General features: G+C 58.3%; 16 protein-coding genes. 8 read left to right on the forward strand and 8 right to left on the reverse strand.

Annotation, left to right across the window (positions count from 1 at the left end; translation table 11 throughout):
- Nucleotides 1-285 precede the first annotated feature (285 nt).
- From AAC035_RS08320 to AAC035_RS08330, 3 genes are all read right to left on the reverse strand, one after another.
- Entirely contained in the window at nucleotides 286-1224 is a 939-nt protein-coding gene (locus AAC035_RS08320) for a dienelactone hydrolase family protein (RefSeq protein ID WP_339802426.1), read from the reverse strand.
- A gap of 316 nt (nucleotides 1225-1540) precedes the next feature.
- Nucleotides 1541-2467: a dienelactone hydrolase family protein gene (locus tag AAC035_RS08325; RefSeq protein WP_339802429.1), complete on the reverse strand. Its 927-nt coding sequence runs from the start codon at nucleotides 2465-2467 to the stop codon at nucleotides 1541-1543.
- 218 nt (nucleotides 2468-2685) lie between these two features.
- On the reverse strand, nucleotides 2686-3384 hold the full coding sequence (locus AAC035_RS08330; RefSeq protein ID WP_339802432.1) for a pseudouridine synthase: 699 nt from the start codon (nucleotides 3382-3384) through the stop codon (nucleotides 2686-2688).
- 104 nt (nucleotides 3385-3488) lie between these two features.
- Between AAC035_RS08330 and AAC035_RS08335 the strand changes: the two genes are divergently transcribed.
- Nucleotides 3489-4013: a PadR family transcriptional regulator gene (locus AAC035_RS08335; protein ID WP_339802435.1), complete on the forward strand. Its 525-nt coding sequence runs from the start codon at nucleotides 3489-3491 to the stop codon at nucleotides 4011-4013.
- 71 nt (nucleotides 4014-4084) lie between these two features.
- On the opposite strand, the gene AAC035_RS08340 is transcribed toward AAC035_RS08335, so the two are convergent.
- The gene (locus tag AAC035_RS08340) at nucleotides 4085-5077 is read right to left on the reverse strand and encodes a nitronate monooxygenase family protein (protein ID WP_339802437.1); all 993 of its coding nucleotides are present in this window, start codon (nucleotides 5075-5077) and stop codon (nucleotides 4085-4087) included.
- A gap of 345 nt (nucleotides 5078-5422) precedes the next feature.
- Here AAC035_RS08340 and AAC035_RS08345 point away from each other — a divergent pair, with 345 nt between their 5' ends.
- Entirely contained in the window at nucleotides 5423-6184 is a 762-nt protein-coding gene (locus AAC035_RS08345; protein WP_339802467.1) for a methyltransferase domain-containing protein, read from the forward strand.
- A gap of 12 nt (nucleotides 6185-6196) precedes the next feature.
- Here the strand turns inward: AAC035_RS08345 and AAC035_RS08350 are convergent, their stop codons facing one another.
- Complete coding sequence (locus AAC035_RS08350) at nucleotides 6197-6841, reverse strand: DsbA family oxidoreductase (RefSeq protein WP_339802440.1); 645 nt, start codon at nucleotides 6839-6841, stop codon at nucleotides 6197-6199.
- 10 nt (nucleotides 6842-6851) lie between these two features.
- Nucleotides 6852-7859 carry an NAD(P)-dependent alcohol dehydrogenase gene (locus AAC035_RS08355; protein WP_339802442.1) on the reverse strand — a complete coding sequence of 336 codons (1008 nt, stop codon included), beginning with the start codon at nucleotides 7857-7859 and terminating at the stop codon, nucleotides 6852-6854.
- Nucleotides 7860-8087: 228 nt separating this feature from the next.
- Between AAC035_RS08355 and AAC035_RS08360 the strand changes: the two genes are divergently transcribed.
- Nucleotides 8088-8870 (forward strand): TSUP family transporter, encoded by a 783-nt coding sequence (locus tag AAC035_RS08360; protein ID WP_339802445.1) that lies wholly within the window; start codon nucleotides 8088-8090, stop codon nucleotides 8868-8870.
- Between the two features lie 383 nt (nucleotides 8871-9253).
- The gene (locus AAC035_RS08365; RefSeq protein WP_339802448.1) at nucleotides 9254-10468 is read left to right on the forward strand and encodes a serine hydrolase domain-containing protein; all 1215 of its coding nucleotides are present in this window, start codon (nucleotides 9254-9256) and stop codon (nucleotides 10466-10468) included.
- A 19-nt stretch (nucleotides 10469-10487) separates the two neighbouring features.
- Here the strand turns inward: AAC035_RS08365 and AAC035_RS08370 are convergent, their stop codons facing one another.
- Nucleotides 10488-11798: an HD-GYP domain-containing protein gene (locus AAC035_RS08370; RefSeq protein ID WP_339802451.1), complete on the reverse strand. Its 1311-nt coding sequence runs from the start codon at nucleotides 11796-11798 to the stop codon at nucleotides 10488-10490.
- Between the two features lie 287 nt (nucleotides 11799-12085).
- On the opposite strand from AAC035_RS08370, the gene AAC035_RS08375 reads away from it, so the two are divergent.
- Complete coding sequence (locus tag AAC035_RS08375) at nucleotides 12086-12553, forward strand: NlpC/P60 family protein (RefSeq protein WP_339802454.1); 468 nt, start codon at nucleotides 12086-12088, stop codon at nucleotides 12551-12553.
- 5 nt (nucleotides 12554-12558) lie between these two features.
- Complete coding sequence (locus AAC035_RS08380) at nucleotides 12559-12879, forward strand: DUF2007 domain-containing protein (protein WP_339802456.1); 321 nt, start codon at nucleotides 12559-12561, stop codon at nucleotides 12877-12879.
- Here AAC035_RS08380 and AAC035_RS08385 read toward each other — a convergent pair.
- A complete protein-coding gene (locus AAC035_RS08385) occupies nucleotides 12876-13541 on the reverse strand; it encodes a hypothetical protein (RefSeq protein WP_339802459.1) in 666 nt (221 codons plus the stop codon). The two genes, AAC035_RS08380 and AAC035_RS08385, sit on opposite strands and share 4 nt — an antisense overlap.
- A gap of 365 nt (nucleotides 13542-13906) precedes the next feature.
- On the opposite strand from AAC035_RS08385, the gene AAC035_RS08390 reads away from it, so the two are divergent.
- Entirely contained in the window at nucleotides 13907-15484 is a 1578-nt protein-coding gene (locus AAC035_RS08390) for a Re/Si-specific NAD(P)(+) transhydrogenase subunit alpha (RefSeq protein ID WP_339802461.1), read from the forward strand.
- Nucleotides 15485-15500: 16 nt separating this feature from the next.
- Nucleotides 15501-16159: NAD(P)(+) transhydrogenase (Re/Si-specific) subunit beta (locus tag AAC035_RS08395; RefSeq protein ID WP_339802464.1), on the forward strand; the 659-nt coding region annotated here is incomplete at its 3' end.

A 16159-nucleotide genomic window follows, 5' to 3' on the forward strand; every position in this document is an offset into this window, starting at 1 on the left:
GACAGAGGGCAGTATAAAGAGGTGATTGTTGCCCAACTTGCAGCGGTTGATAGGCGCCGGGCAGGCATTTTCGGGACTGGTAAACGGGTCACAGAAACCTGGCCGATTTGGCCTTTTGTATCTTAAGTTTAATGTTTTTAGTTAGTTAGATTAATGCATCCGGGCTCTTGTCCCATCGCAGACGTAAAAAAGCCGGACCCCATCAATGCAGGGTCCGGCTTTTTCATCGGCTGTGTTTCAGCGGGGCAACCCGGTATGAGGTTTAACCCTGGTGCTGCCATTCACTCAGTTGGAGCAGTTTCCACGGTACTCCGAAATGGAGCGGTCAGACTCGTGACGGGGGCCGCAGATGAACTGGTTGTAGCGCTGATCCTGGTCCAGATGCAGCTTCATCCAGGACACACCAAGACGGCTCAGCAGGCTGTTGTTGGAATTGCCACCATTGGCACAGTAGTGGCTGCCACGACTGATCTCGACAAAGGCCTTATTGATGTTGTTTGGCAGTGCGTTGTAGAAGGGTGATGCGTGGCTGTTAACGGGAGCAATGGCATCAGATTCACAGGCAAAGATCAGGGTCTGGGCTTTGACACTGCGGAACTGGGTGCTGCCGGTATCCCAGGGTGCCAGCGGCATGGCAGCCTTGATGCGGCCTTCAGTCGCTACACGGAGTGTTCCGCCGCCACCCATGGACCAGCCAGCCACACCAAGCCGGGATGGATCGATCATGCCGCGAACGGGGCTGCCTGAGGCGGTATTCTGGCTGACCAGGTAATCCAGTGCTGCGTTGATCTGACGGGCGCGGCTGGGTGGCTGGTCCGTACCGCTGTTGGTGTCGATGGTCATGACTACGAAGCCGTGGGAGGCCAGTTGCGTTCCCCACCAGGCGATGGAGGACTCCGCCGAGACAAACCCCGGTATGACAACGATGGCCCCCATGGTGCCGGTCTGACCGGTCGGGTAGTGGATGGTGCCGCCCCCGAAACCACTGACCCGGGAAGACACGCTGCTGGTGCGGACACTGAAGGGCCCGCTGCGGGACTCGAGGGAGGCGACGGTCGGGTTGGGGCCGCGTTCAAAGCCGCAATCCTGCTGGCAGGTATCGCCGCCACCGTTATTGCCGTCGTCATCTGGTGGAGGAGTGATAGCAAATGCCGAAGCAGACAGCAGCATGCCGCCAGCTGCAAGTAACGAGAGTAAGGATTTTTTAGTGACGTTCGTGATCATTTTTTATTTTCCCTGAGACATTGCTCATGTTGTTGTTTGTATGCAGCCGGGCAACCGCAAATACCGGGCAGACGCGCCTAACATAGCCTCGGGGGGAGTATCCGGGCTTTCACGATCTGGCATCGGTATCCGGAGCAGGTCACGAAATGCACAGAATCAGGGCGGCGATGATGTTGCGTGGACCAAGTTTGGTAACTCGGGTCGGAAAGAAAGGAAGAATTTACTGGCGAAGAGCCCCGTGGTTCTGACCGCAGGGATTGCATCTCTCAGACAACAAAAAGCCGGACCACATGGATGATCCGGCTGCAGGCGGCGATCAGCAGTTACCACGGTACTCGGAGATAGAGCGGTCAGACTCGTGACGTGGGCCACAGATGAACTGGTTGTAGCGCTGATCCTGGTCCAGATGCAGCTTCATCCAGGACACACCAAGACGGCTCAGCCGGCTGTTGTTGGTGTTGCCGCCATTGGCGCAATAATGGCTGCCACGGCTGATTTCGAAGTAGGCTTTATCGAGCCCGTTGGGCAGCGCGTTATAGAACGGTGAGGCGTGACTGCGAACTGGCGCAATGAGATCTGAGCCGCAGGCAAAGATCAGGGTCGGTGCCTGAACACTGCGGAACTGGCGACTGGAGGTATCCCAGGGTGCCAGCGGAATTGCGGCCTTGATACGACCTTCCGTGGCAACCCGCAGAGTGCCACCTCCACCCATGGACCAGCCGATAACGCCCAGGCGGCTGGTGTCGATCATGCCGTTAACCGGGCTGCCGGACGCGCGATTCTGATCCACCAGATAATCCAGTGCAGCATTGATCTGACGGGCACGACTGGGTGGCTGGTCGAAACCTGTGTTGGTGTCGATGGTCATAACCACAAAGCCGTGGGACGCCAGCTGGCTGCCCCACCAGTCAATGGAGGACTCCGCCGAGACAAATCCCGGGATAACCACAATGGCGCCCATGGTGCCGCTCTGGCCGGTAGGGTAGTGAATGGTGCCACCGCCAAAACCACTGACCAGTCCGGACACCCGGCTGGTGCGGACAGAGAACGGGCCGTTGCGGGCTTCCAGCATGGAAACCGATGGGTCAGGGCCCCGCTCAAAGCCACAGTCTTCCTGGCAGGTGTTACCGCCGCCATTTCCGCCACCGGTGCCAGGGTCCGCTGCAAACGCGTTGGCGGAAAACAGGAAACTGCCTGCGACAAGAAGTGATAATGCCGATTTTTTTGCAATTATATTGAACATTTTGTTATTCCCCGAGACATCGCTCTTGGTTGATTCGTTGGCTGGGTGTCCTGCACCCGCTGCGAACCTTATCGATGTGATTCGGGGACGACTTTCACGAAATGGCACTGGTTTGTGACGGAGTTACATTGCTGGCAGGCAGAAAGGTATCAGTAGCGTGATTGAGCCCGAGGTTGGAAACTCATGTGTGTGAACAAAAATTCAGAATGTATTCAATCCTACGCCAGGATGGACGTAATCTCACAAGCGGTGAGTTTGCGGTATGTAGCCAGGTCAAGAGTGTTATCCAGCTGTATGTTTCCTATGGCTTCACGGTGCAACGACAGAACCTGATTACCCACCGCGTGGAACATTCGTTTGACCTGATGGTAACGACCTTCGTAGATCGTAATTCTGGCTTCGGTGGGCGCAAGTATGTCCAGTTCCGCCGGTGATGTGGTGAGCTGTTCATAGTTGAACCAGATGCCCTCGGCAAAGCGGACGGCTGTGGTGTCACTGATCGGATGAGCCGTGGTTACCCGGTACACTTTCGGTATCCGCACAACCGGGTCCGTGAGTCGCCGCGACCAGGCGCCGTCATTGGTCAGAATCAGCAGACCGGTACTGGCCCGGTCAAGGCGGCCGGCGATGTGCAGCTCCGGGTGCAGGTCCGGAGCAACCAGCTCCAGGACCGTCGGGTGTTCATCATCTTTGGTGGCGCTGAGGTAGCCGGCAGGTTTATTCAGCATCAGGTAGTGTGCTTTTACCCCCGCCTGCAGTACCTGCTGGTCCACCACGACTGACTGGAAGCGGCTGATTTCCAGGCCAGCATCCCGGCAGATCTGGTTATCCACCAGAACCCGGCCTGCGGCAATCACGGCGTTGGCGTGCTGGCGGCTGACATTATTCTGGTTGCTGAGAATCCGGGAAAGTTTCATGGCAGCGGGGTTTTCGGGTACCGAGACTGTTAACAGGGTGATGATAGTAGCAGAACTCCCCGGACTGCATTGGCCATTGGCGCCAATATCGATAGAATCCCTGCATGTCCATACAACACGCTCTGTTGACCTCCCTTCTCGAAAAACCGTCCACCGGTTATCAGCTGGCTCGCCGGTTTGATCGTTCCATCGGTCATTTCTGGCAGGCGACCCATCAACAGATCTACCGGGAGCTGCGCCGTATGGCCACATCCGGCTGGGTCGAAGTTGAGGAAAAAGGAGAAGAGGGGGGGCGCCAGAGCAAGATGTACCACGTCTTGCCGGCGGGCCAGCAGGAGCTTGAGCGGTGGGTATCGGTGCCCGGAAGTTCCGGCGAAAGTAATGAAGCCTTGATGGTGAAGCTTCGTGCTGAGGCGGTACTGGGACCTTTGGGCGTGCGTGATGAGCTCTTGCGGCTTATCCACTGGCATGAGACCCGTCTGGCTAACTATCGCGCCATCGAACAGCGGGATTTTTCCGCAAACCCCATGAGTCGGGGGCAGCGTCTGCAGCACCGGGTATTGCTGAAGGGTATTTCGTCAGAGGAAGACTGGTTGCGGTGGGCGAAGGAAACACTGCCGCTGTTATGACGGAAAGCAGGCAACAGGCGCTTCAGGAGGCATCGTTCCCGCCCCCTGACGCGCTCGCTGCGTCGCCGTGATCAGGCGGGTTCGGTTACTTTTTCGACTTCCGCCAGGCCCAGGCGTTTACGGGCGTTGGCGTATTCCTTCTTCAGCCGGTTCACAAGACTGTTCACATCGCCCACTTCCTTGACCGCGCCCACGCCCTGGCCGGCACCCCAGATATCGCGCCAGGCTTTGCTCTTGCTGCTGTCACCGGAACCAAAATTCATCTTGGACGGATCGGATTCCGGCAGGGCAACCGGGTCAAGGCCGGCATTGACGATACTCTGTTTCAGGTAATTGCCGTGTACGCCGGTAAACAGGTTGGAGTAAATGATGTCCTCCGCACTGCTGTCGACGATCATCTGCTTGTAGGCCTCATCGGCATTGGCTTCCTTGGTGGCAATAAACGCCGAACCGATATAGGCCAGATCGGCGCCTGCGGCCTGGGCAGCCAGCACGGAATCACCGGTGGCGATGGAGCCAGACAGCAATACCGGACCGTCGAACCATTCCCGGATTTCCTGAACCAGCGCAAACGGCGACTGGGTGCCGGCATGGCCGCCTGCGCCAGCAGCGACCGCGATCAGGCCATCGGCGCCTTTTTCAATGGCTTTGTGGGCAAACCGGTTATTGATGATGTCGTGCAGAACGATGCCACCCCATTCGTGGACCCGCTGGTTCAGATCCTCACGTGCACCCAGAGAGGTGATGATGATGGGCACCTTGTATTTGGCGCACATCTCGAGGTCGTGATCCAGACGGTCATTGGATTTGTGCACGATCTGGTTGACCGCAAAGGGTGCCGCCGGCTTGTCGGGGTTCTGTGCGTTGTATTCCGCCAGCTCCGTGGTGATGCGCTCGAGCCACTCTTCCAGCACATGGGCCGGACGGGCATTCAGGGCCGGGAAAGATCCCACCACGCCGGCCTTGCACTGGGCAATGACCAGATCCGGGTAGGAAATAATAAACAGCGGGGAACACACCGCCGGCAGCGAAAGCCGGCCCTTGAGCACTTCGGGTAATGACATAGTGGACTCCGGAAATATCACGTCTTTATCAGCTGCAGGAGGGACGAGGCCGGCCCCGGCCGCTGGTTGGTCTGTTGCTTATACGCTTGAATGCGCAATCAGTTGCATAAAATTATCAGTGCCGGATTAAATGTGCAACTGGTTTCATACCTTCCGTTCCGGGTTGCTCTTCACCCGCCTGAGCGCTGTCTGCGGCGAATCCCGGCACTCGAAACCTTCCGGGTAATCGGGCATAGTTGCGCCACCTGATGTTCCGCCGGTACGGGTAATTGCCATGACTGTTTTTACAACGCTGCCTGCAGTCCCTGCATGGACCCGACCGGGGTTTTGCTTTCCGGCCCTGAGGTGCTGCTCTTGATTCGTCTGTCTTCCCAGGGAACGGTGATCCATGAAGCCTTTGACTCCATGGGCGCCATCCAGATCGTGGATTACCGCAAGCACCGGGTGCTGAGATTCGACTCCCTGTTTGAACAAAGCAAAATCGATCTGAAACGACCCTGGTTGCCGGTACACGAATACAACCGGGCCATGATGCTGCCGGTGGCGTTTGCAAAGCCGGCTCATGTGACGGTGCTGGGGCTGGGGGGTGGGGTGATGGTCAGCGGTTTGCACCACCTGTTGCCGGAATGTCAGCTACATGCCGTCGAACTGCGACGTGAGGTGCTGGAGGTGGCCCGGGAGTTTTTCAGTTTGCCGCAATCCACTCGTGTCAGGGTGACCATCGCGGACGCCCGTAACGCTCTGGAGCAGATGGAGGAGGGCGGTACCGATCTGATTCTGGCGGATATGTACGGTGCCGACCGGATGAGTCCGGCCCAGGCTCAGCGTCGGTTTCTCAAACAGTGTACCCGGGCCCTGTCACCCGCGGGCTGGCTCGCCATCAACTATCATCGCCCGCCGGATCCGGACGGCACCCTGTTTCGTCAGCTGCGGGGTCAGTTTTCGGTATTGCTGAAGTTCACCAGTCGCAGCAACAATACGGTTCTGTTTGCCAGCCGCCAGCCGTTCGAATCCCTGCACCCCAGGGATCCGTTACTGGATTCCCTTGAAGCGCAGTTGCCCATCGGCTGGCGCCACCTGATGGCGAAGGTTGAGCGATTGAGCTGATGCCGGGCGAAGTCAGCTCTTGCGTACGATCTGCTGGAACGAACGCACCAGCGTATCCGGTTCCTGAGCGCCGGAAATCATGTACTTGCCGTTGACAACGAACGCCGGTACGGCGCTGACCCCCGCCTGCTGGTAGGTGGCCTCGTCATCCCGCACTACCTGGGCGTAGCGGTCTGACGCCAGCACTGCCCGGGCCTCTTCCCCGTCCAGGCCAACGCTCTCGGCGCAGCGCACCAGTATGTCGGGATCTGAAATTTGCTCGGCATGGCCGAAATAGGCGTCAAAGCAGGCCATTTTCATCTCGGTCGCCTTGCCCTGCTCATCGGCCCACTTGATCAGGCGATGGCCATCAAAGGTGTTGCTGGTGAGCCGTTCCTGCATTCTGGTGAAGTTGAGCCCCAGGTCTTTGGCAATGGCCATCATATTGCTCTGGGCGGCCTCCATTTCTTCCGGACTGCGGCCGTACTTGCGGCTCAGGGCCTCCAGAATCGGCAGACCATGGCCGGAACTGCCGGGATTGAGCTCGAAGGCATGCCAGCGAATATCGAAGTCCATTTCGCCCTTGAGTTCTGCCATGGCTTTTTCCAGCCTGGCGTAGCCAATGGCACACCAGGGGCAGGCTATGTCCGAAACAATATCAATGGTCAGGTTGTGCATCAGTAACTCCTCAGAACTCCAGGCAGATCTTGCCGAAGTGCTTGCCGGAAATTTCATGGTTGAAGGCGGCGGCCATATCATCCAGCGCAAACGAGCGGTCCAGGACCGGACGCATACCGTTGGCATTAATGGCAGCCACCATTTCCTGCTGCTGGCGGCGACTGCCCACAATCAGGCCCTGCAGCCGCGCCTGTTTGGCCATCAGCCGGGCGGTGGGAATCTCTCCGGCGCGCCCGGTCAGAACCCCGATCAGTGAAATGTGGCCACCGATACGCACCGCTTCGATGGACTGGGGCAGGGTGCCGGGGCCGCCAACTTCGATTACATGGTCGACACCACGGCCATCGGTGAGGTCCTTCACGGTCTGGCCCCACTGCTGATCCCGGGTGTAGTTGATGGTGTGGGCGGCGCCCAGCTCTTTCAGACGCTCCAGCTTTGCGTCGGAAGAGGAGGTGGCGATTACTGTGGCCCCCATCATGCGGGCGAACTGCAGTGCAAAAATGGAAACGCCCCCGGTACCCAGCGTAAGCACGGTGTCGCCGGCTTTCAGGCCACCGTCCACGATCAGCGAGCGCCAGGCCGTCAGTCCGGCGGTGGTCAGGGTAGCGGCTTCGGCATGACTGTAGCCTTGCGGAGCCCGGGTAAACCAGTTGGTCGGACGCACCACATACTCACTGGCGTAGCCGTCGACGCCATCACCCGGTGTGGTGGAGAAGTTGTCGATGCGTGCCGGGCCTTCCAGCCAGTCAGGAAAGAAGGTGGAGACCACTTGGTCTCCTGCCGCAAACCCGGAGACGTTGTCGCCAACTGCTTCCACCACGCCCGCGCCGTCCGCCATGGGGATGCGGCCGTCAGCCGCAGGAATACGTCCTGAAACCACGCCATAATCGTGAAAATTCAGCGAGTTGGCATGGATGCGCACCCGCAGTTCCCCGGGCCCGGGCGCCCCGGGGTCGGCGGCGGTGTTGAATTCAAGCTTGTCGAGCCCACCGGGGCTGCGCAGATTGACGACTTTCATTCACGTCTCCTTATTGAGGGTGAAACAACGATGGATGTCGTAACACGAGTTGATGCAAGCGTCATCGAAGGACTGTCCGATGACGTGACAACCCGGTAGTACGTCTCGGAACACTATAAAGACCCATTGCCGGATTGTCCTCTTGCCTGCGGTAACCGGCGATCCTTCCATCTTACGTTCAAGCCGGTATCATCAGCCACCTCATGTTCCGGATGATGCCCCTGACTCATGTCTGATCTGCAGTTGTATCAATATGTCCTGATTGGCCTGATCTTTATCTGGAGCGGCTTTGTTCGCTCCGGTCTGGGATTCGGTGGTGCCGTGCTGTCACTGCCTTTCCTGCTGCTGGTGCTGAACCAGCCCCTGGTCTTCCTGCCCATCATTGCCATTCATCTGTTGGTATTTTCGGCGCTGACCATCTGGATGAACAACCGCAGGACCGGCAAGCGGGCGCCGGCAGGCAGCCCGGCTGAGGGTACTGTGGACTGGCGCTACCTGGGCCGGCTGATGGCCATTATGATCGTGCCCAAGATGATTGGCGTACTGGGGCTGTTCACCCTGCCTCCGCAGATTCTCAGCGGGATTATTTTCGTGATTGTCGCGTTGTACTCGGTGTCTTACATTCTGAACCGGCCCTTTCGCAGCAACAGCAAAACGGTGGACACGGTCTTCCTGATGCTGGGCGGCTATATCAGTGGTACCTCCCTGATCGGCGCGCCCCTGGTCATTGCCGTGGCTGCGCAGCAATTACCGAAAGAAAAGCTGCGGGACACCCTGTTTGCGCTGTGGTTCATTCTTGTACTGATCAAGCTGGCAGCATTTGTGTGGGTGGGTGTTGACCTGCAGCTGATTCATCACGTGTGGTTGTTGCCCTGCGCAGCGGTGGGCCATGTGATCGGGCTGAAGGTTCATGAGCGCATGCTCAAAGCCGAAACCCCCATCTTCTTCCAGGTCCTGGGAAGCGTATTGCTGCTGGTCAGCGTGGTCGGGCTGGTGGAGGCCTTTCGTTGATCTCACGATGGGTCGGCCCTGAAGCTTTGGGTACCTGTCAGGATTCTTGAGCTTCGGCTCCCGGTTTCCTGTCCGAGTGCCCCAGCGATCGCTCAGGGTCGATTTCAACGTGATTGGTCATGGTTCGTCCTTTTGGATGAGTCAGAAAGATGCCTTCAACGCTGACGTTCCCTGTGGTGCTTCAGCCATAACACATCAGAAGGAATCTGATCAGCCAGAGTTGGTTGCGGCCCGGAACCAGTGAGCCCAGCCGGTACTGGCCGTTGGCGCCGGGTGTTTTCAGGGTCAGCCTGGGGCTATACTCTTAGGCGTCTCCCTGAGGCGAACGTCCGGACCACCGGAGTTCGCCGCTGGCAATCCGCCCATCAGATAAAGGCTTCCAGATGTCTTCGAACAACGTCGTTGCTGGCCTGTCCCAGGATCAGCTGAACAACCTCGATACCTATCTGCAAAAGAACTATATCGATACCGGCAAGCTTCCGGGTACGCTCACACTGGTTGCCAGACGCGGTGAGATTGCCTGCGTCAAAGCGCTGGGACTGATGGATGTGGAGCGTAACAAGCCAATGCAGAGAGATACGCTTTTCCGCATCTATTCCATGACCAAGCCGGTCACCGCCATCGCCATGATGCAGCTGTATGAGCAGGGCAAGTTCCTGCTGGACGATCCGGTCCACAAATACATTCCGGCCTGGAAAAACCTGCGGGTGTATCAAAGCGGTGTCTATCCCGATTTCCTGACAGTTCCGGCTACAACCACCATGACCATCCGTGACCTGTTCACCCACATGTCAGGCCTGACCTACGGATTCATGAACCGGACCAATGTGGATGCGGCATACCGGGAGCTGAAGCTGGATGGCGGTCGCGATATGACACTGGATCTGCTGATCGAGCGTTTGTCCGAGTTGCCTCTGGAATTTTCACCGGGGACCGCCTGGAATTACTCTGTATCCACGGATGTGTTGGGGTATCTGGTCCAGTTGTTGTCGGGTCAGTCCCTTGATGACTACTTTGATGAGCATATTTTCGGCCCCCTGGACATGGTGGATACCGGTTTCCGCGTGCCGGACGAGAAACTGGAGCGTTTTGCTGCCTGCTACCTTTACCAGCCGGGGGATACCATGAAGCTGATGGATGATCCGGAAACCTCCCGCTATCGTTCCGCTCCCGGTTTTCTGGCCGGTGGAGCGGGGCTTGTCTCGACCATCGATGACTATTTCCGGTTTGCCCAGGCTTTGTGTCAGGGCGGACAGCTTGATGGCAAGCGCATTATCGGGCGCAAGACCCTGGAGTTCATGACCCTGAACCATCTGCCGGGCAATCAGGATCTGCCGGGCCTGTCGGTAGGGCCGTTCAGTGAGACACCCTATGCCGGTAATGGCTTCGGGCTCGGGGTATCTGTGAAAACCGATGTAGCCAAATCCCACACCTGTGGCTCGGTGGGAGAGTACGGTTGGGGTGGCCTGGCCAGCACCAATTTCTTTGTGGATCCGCAAGAGGAGCTGGTGATGATATTCATGACCCAGCTGATTCCTTCGTCTTCCTACCCGGTACGGCAGGAGTTAAGGGCCATCATTAATGGTGCACTGACCTGACACAGGGGTTTGCGGGACACTAGTTGGGGTGAGTTGGTGTCCGGGCGCGGATGGCTTCGGGACGGATGGGGCGGCTGCCTCCGTATTTCTCGATATGCTGTTCCAGATCAAAGTTATGGTTGCCATCGGGCAGCGCCCTGGCAATGCTGTAGGGCTTGCCCTCAGGGTTAAGCGGTTGACTCGACAGGCGCAGAACCCGCGGTGGGCAGGGCCGGCCCGCTGCATCCGCGACCAGTTCGACGGTAGGGTAGAGCTTGCGGTCCGGCAGGATTGACAGTACGACCGCGATTTCACCGGAATTGAGTTGCACCACACTGCCGGGTGGGTAGACCCCCACCATGCGGATAAACGCTTCCACCAGCTCGCCATCGTAATGCTTGCCGCTGTCCTCGTAGAGGATGCGCAGGGCATCGGCGTTGGTCAGTCCTTTCCTGTAGGCGCGATCGCTGGTGATGGCGTCGTAGGCGTCTACGATTGATATCATCCGGGTAAACCGGTTGATCGCAGAGCCGGCAAGGCCGTTGGGATACCCGCCGCCATCCATGCGTTCATGATGTGACAGAGCGGCGTCCCGGACCACCGGGTCCAGCTTGTGGTGGGAGCCCAGCAGATTGAAACCTTCCATCGGATGGGAACGGATAAGCTGCCACTCGTCCCGGTTCAGGGCAGCGGGTTTGTTGAGCACCGCATGTGGTATGCGCATTTTGCCGACGTCGTGAAGTATGCCGCCGAGTCCCAGGGTTTCCAGGTCTGCCTCGGGCATGTCCATAAACCGGCCGAAGGTTATGGCGAGAATGCCCACCCGCAAACAGTGTTCAGCAGTGTAGGTATCCTGATGACGTATCCGGGTCAGCCAGAACATGGCGTTGGGATTTGCCATGATGCTGACGACACAGTGGCGGACCACATCCCCCGCGTCTTCAAGGCTGATATCACGGCCCTCGGCAACGTCATCCAGCAGGTCGTCGATGAAGGACAGGGCCTCGCTGTAACGCAAGCGGGCGTTGGGGAGCTCTTCGGCGACGGTTTTATATTCCTGGTGGGTGGCCCGGGTAATTGCTGAAGGCTGGTTGCCATGGCGCACGTGCAACCGATACTGATCTTCGCTGAACTCGACCGTGACCCCCAGACAGAATTTTCGGAGAATATCGAGCTGTTCGGTATCTGCCACCACAAACTGCTGGAAAAGCATGGGCACTTCGTCCCAGGGCCGGTCCAGCTTGATGACCTGCATGCCGATCCGCACGGCGTCAGCAGGAATTTCTACCTGGCGCAGGCGGGTTCCGGTATTGACAGAGGCTGGGCAAGATTTGGGCTTGCGTCTGAACACGATGATTTTCCTGCGCGAGGTGTCTTCGATTCCATGGATTATATGGCCAGCCCGGTTTTGAAGAGCTCTAGCGAACGCCCGGCGTTGGAGGCCGGTCACAAAATCTGAAACTGTAACCCGGAGTGCGAGACAGGGATCAGGTCTTGACGCTCAGCTGGTACGTAACCTGACAAAACGGCTGGCGCCGTATAGAGTAATAAAATCGAGTCCGTATTGTGAGTGGTGCATTTATGGTCAGGTTTTTTATCCAGCGGGTGCAAGAACTGACCCGGATCAGGCGCGGTCCCATGGCCCTGACCATGATTTTTGTGGCACTTATGGCGGGCTGCGCAGGACATCCTCCGGAACATAAAACCGGTTCCTACAGCCCGGTGCCGGAACGGTCAGCGGTGTCGAATGACCCGTTATGGCAGGTCTTCTCCCGTTATGAGGGGGCACCTTATCGGTACGGCGGCACTACGGCCTCCGGCTTTGATTGTTCGGGATTTATTCAGACGGCCTATCGTGAGGCCTACGGGCTTCAGCTACCGCGTACAACCTCGGCGTTACGCTCGGCGGGCCAGGCGGTTGGCAGGGATCAGGTCAGGCAGGGGGATCTGGTCTTTTTCCGGATTCGTGGTAAAGAACAACACGCGGGCATCTACATGGGTAACGGCCGCTTTGTTCATGCCTCCACCTCGGCGGGTGTCACCGAATCGTCCCTTTCCAGCCCATACTGGCAGAGCCGGCTGTCCCGTGCCCGCCGGCTTGACTGACCACCATGCAGATTGTTTACCGGGCGGGTGATCTGACCGAAGCACATATTGTCGCCGGTATGCTTCACTCCCGGGGAATCGAAGCCAGTGTCGGTGGACACTACCTGCAGGGCGCCATGGGCGATATCGGGGCCGCCGGGTTTACCAATGTCCACGTGGAAGACGACGATGTTTTTACTGCCAGGCAGATAATTGACGAGTACGAGGCTTCGTCAGTGCCTGCCGCGACCATGCCGGCGCCCGGCCACAGGACCGAGTCCCTGGCCCGGGGCCTGGTGTTGCTGATTGTCGCCGTCGCACTGGCTTTGCTGCTGCTGAAGGGTTAGCCCGCCCGGCTGAACATTCTCTCAAAGAAACCGGATTCCCGGACCCCCGGCACAGGCAACTGGCTGGCGTTTTCAACGGCCATTTCAAGAAAGCGTTCGGGAGTATCCAGTGTTGCGGCCAGTGACTTGTCGGCGTCCTTGAAAGAATTACGTTCACCCCCCATGCCCAGTTCGATCAGTGACGTCGCCCAGAAGTACAAGGCACCCCGGGTAATCCTGACCACCCCTGAATAGGTCTCGCGGTTGACTGTAATCGCCAGTTGCGCGGTCAGGTTGATGTGTTTCTGCAGTTCTTTCATCGGTTCGGGGGCCAGTGCCACCTGTTTGCCGCTGCCCTTTTTGCAACTCAGGCAGAAGGCTTCGATATCCCGGATACCCTCGGTAACGGATACCCGGGCGTATTCCTGGGTCTGCTTGTCATTGACCGGTGCCGGAATCCATCCGTACTGCGGCGATTTGGCAACAATGTGCCCCGGAATATTCTGGCGGCAGGCCGGCAGCGCCGCATCGTCCGTGTAGCCATCAAGCTCCGTGCGCAACCAGGTTGCCATCGAACGGTGACGTAACATCATGGCCAGCGTTATAGCCGCCGGCAGTATATCGGTGAGTAGCTCGCTGCTGTCCTGGAGTCTTTCTTCCAGATGATTGACCGGTGCTGGCATCACGGTGTCCTTTGGTTTTTGCCGGCAAGTCCTCTGTCAGCACCTGTCGGCTTGTTGTTTTTGTTAAGGGCTTGACGGTTCCATGACCGGTTTCGCTGGCTTGCAGGCGTTGATCAAAAAACCTTCACCTACGTTAGTTCGCACCGAAGTTTGCTTCCACTTCAAATGCGTTAAAGTTTGTAACCTCAGGTAAATCGAAGGGTTGTGATCCTCCGGATACCGTCTACATTGAAGTGGAGACTTCGCCCGGGCAGCTAGCGCCCCGTCTCCGTTACTGACCGACAGATTGGTGAAGGTGCCCGGAACGGCCGGTTCACGGCCCGTTCCGGGCAGTGTTGAATGTTATGACCAGGAATACAGCGACTATGAAGCTTGGCATTCCCCGCGAGATTTTCAAAGATGAACGACGGGTGGCAGCGACGCCCTCGTCCGTTCTCAAACTGATCAAATTGGGTTACGAGGTGGTGGTTGAGTCCGGCGCCGGGATGTCTGCCCATTACGACGACGAAGCCTACCGGGCCTCCGGAGCTGCGATCGCAGTGGACACCCGCAGCCTGTGGTCTGAATCCGATTTTATCCTGAAAGTTCGTGCTCCCATGGAGCATCCGAAACTGGCCAGCCACGAAGCAGACCTGATGAAAAAGGGTTCGTTCCTCGTGAGCTATCTCTGGCCTGCGCAGAATCCTGAGCTGCTGGAAAAACTGGCAGAGAACCAGATCACAGCCTTTGCAATCGACAGCCTGCCACGAATCAGCCGCGCCCAGAAAATGGATGCCCTGAGTGCCATGGCGAATATCGCCGGCTATCGGGCCGTGGTGGAGGCCGCCAACCGCTTCGGGCGGTTTTTTACCGGCCAGGTGACGGCTGCGGGGAAGGTGCCGCCGGCGAAAATCATGGTGATTGGTGCTGGTGTTGCCGGTCTTGCGGCCATTGGTGCCGCCAACAGTATGGGCGCTGTAGTGCGGGCGTTTGATACCCGCCTGGAAGTGCGCGAACAGGTTGAAAGCATGGGCGCCGAATTTCTGGAGCTGGATTTCAGTGATGAGGACGGCAGCGGCGGTGGTGGCTATGCCCGGCAGATGAGCGATGAGTTCATCAAGGCGGAGATGGCCCTGTTTGCCGAACAGGCCAGAGAAGTGGATATCATCATAACCACGGCCCTGATTCCGGGTCGTCCTGCCCCCAAGCTGATCACCGAAGACATGGTCCGGTCCATGAAACCCGGCAGTGTGATTGTGGATCTGGCATCAGAGCGGGGCGGCAACTGCGAGCTGACTGAACCGGGTAAAGTGGCGGAACACCACGGCGTTACCATTATCGGATACACCGATTTGCCAAGCCGCATGGCCAAGGTGGCGAGTGATCTCTACGCCACCAATCTGATGCACCTGCTGACAGATCTGACGCCCGAAAAAGACGGTCAGCCGTTGGTGAATATGGAAGACGATGTCATTCGGGGCCTCACGGTCAGCCATGAGGGCGATGTGACCTGGCCACCACCTCAGCCCGCAGCACCTGTCAATCCTGCGCCACCACCCGGAACGGAAGAGCCATCGGCGGCCAGCAAACAGGCTGCCCTGAAAAAGGCCCGGGCACGGAGCTGGGTTGGCAAGGGGGGGTTGTTGCTGGTAACCGCTGCGGCGTTGTATGGCGTCGGCGCCTACGCGCCAGAGAGTTTCCTGCGCCACTTTACGGTGTTTGTACTGGCCTGCTTTATTGGCTGGCAGGTGATCTGGAACGTAACGGCCTCACTGCACACACCACTGATGAGCGTCACCAATGCCATCAGCGGGATTATCGTGATTGGCGCGATGTTGCACCTTGCCCAGGCGGAGAGTCTGGCGGTCAGTATCATGGCGTTTGTGGCGGTGCTGATTGCCAGCATCAACGTGGGGGGTGGCTTCCGGGTGACCCATCGCATGCTCAAGATGTTCCGGAAATAAGGGGAAGATTATGTGGATGAGTCCGGGACTTGTGAGTGTGGCCTATGTGGTGGCCAGCGTTCTTTTTATTCTCAGCCTTGGTGGCCTGAGTCACCAGGAGTCTGCCCGCCGGGGTAACTGGTTCGGTGTCGCCGGTATTGTGATTGCGGTCGGGGCGACCCTGGCCGCCGTGGGTGATACCGGTATCACGGCCATTGTGGTGGCAGTGCTGCTGGGTGCCGCCATAGGTATTCCTATCGCCAACCGGGTGGAAATGACCCAGATGCCGCAACTGGTGGCGTTGTTGCACAGTTTCGTGGGTCTGGCGGCGGTGTTGGTGGGTTTTTCCGGCTATATCGAGCCCCTGCGGGCAACCTTTGGCGCAGAGCACACCATCAAACTGGTCGAGGTCTTTGTCGGCGTGTTTATCGGGGCGGTCACCTTTACCGGATCGCTGGTGGCCTGCGGCAAGCTGGATGGTCGTATCGACAGCAAGGCACTGACGCTGCCGGGTCGCCACTGGATGAATCTGGCGGCCATCGTTGCCTGCGTTTTGCTGGGGGCCTGGTTCCTGGGCACCGACAGCATGGCCGTGGGGGTGCTGGCGCTGATCGTCATGACGTTGATTGCGGCGGCCCTGGGGATTCATCTGATCATGGCTATCGGTGGCGCCGATATGCCGGTGGTGGTGTCGAT

It is taken from the genome of uncultured Marinobacter sp. (genome assembly GCF_963974375.1).
Taxonomy (GTDB): domain Bacteria; phylum Pseudomonadota; class Gammaproteobacteria; order Pseudomonadales; family Oleiphilaceae; genus Marinobacter.